The organism is Vibrio sp. 1402, from assembly GCF_033340275.1.
Map to the genome: position 1 here is coordinate 1 of NZ_JAWOWE010000120.1, position 943 is coordinate 943.

Annotated in this window: 1 protein-coding gene; it reads right to left on the minus strand. The window is 46.1% G+C overall.

Annotated features, from left to right (window positions below; genetic code table 11):
- Positions 1-145: 145 nt before the first annotated feature.
- A partial coding sequence (locus R7044_RS24545) for a pirin family protein (protein WP_225455915.1) occupies positions 146-943 on the minus strand: 798 nt, incomplete at its 5' end.

The window sequence follows — 943 nt, forward strand, 5'->3', positions numbered from 1 at the left end:
AACGCAAGTTAATCTAGGTGGCTAACGCAAACTCGATGGCAGTGGATTATCGATTTGCTTCGCTACGAGCCCAATAAGCAGGCTCAAATACATTCAGCGTAATACTAAGACATCGGTCAAAATTGGCTGTTCGCTGTCGTTCGCTTTAATAGGTTTCGAACAGCCCTGAGTTGTAGTCTTGAATCGCTTGTTCAATTTCTTCGATACTGTTCATGACAAATGGGCCATAGTGAACCACCGGCTCATTGATTGGTTCACCTATAAAGAGCAGGACCCCACTGTTGTCTGCCGCAGTAAACTTTGCGGCCTCTCCTTTTGATAACAGCGCCATCTCACCTTGCTTTACAGTGCGTTGATTTATCTCGACACTGCCTTGGTACGCATAAATCATCATGTTATGGTCAGCGTCCAAAGCTAGCTCAAGCGTGGCTCCTCTATGAGGCCGCCAATCAGCAACAGTTGCCACAACACCAGTTTGAGTCAACGGCCCAACAATTCGTCCTCCCGCAATCATCAACTCACCAGCAATGACACGAACAAGCCCTGTCTTTGCAGTGTCAAATTCCGTGATCGTCTCTGGTTGAAAATCGTGGTATTGAGCGGGTTTCATTTTGTCTTTGGCTGGTTGATTAATCCATATCTGAAAACCATGCAGCTCACCGTCTTGCATAATTGGCATTTCACTGTGTATTACTCCACGACCTGCCGCCATCCATTGTGCGCCACCAGAACGCAATTCGCCGACATTGTTCATGTGGTCACGATGTTGAAAATGACCTTTCAGCATATAAGTCAGCGTTTCAATCCCACGATGAGGATGAGGAGGAAAGCCACCAATGTAGTCAGAACGTTGATCGGATTTCAGCTCATCCATCATTAAAAATGGTGAAAAGCTCGTGTTGTTAAAACCTGCAACTCGACGAATTTTAACACCATCTCCGTC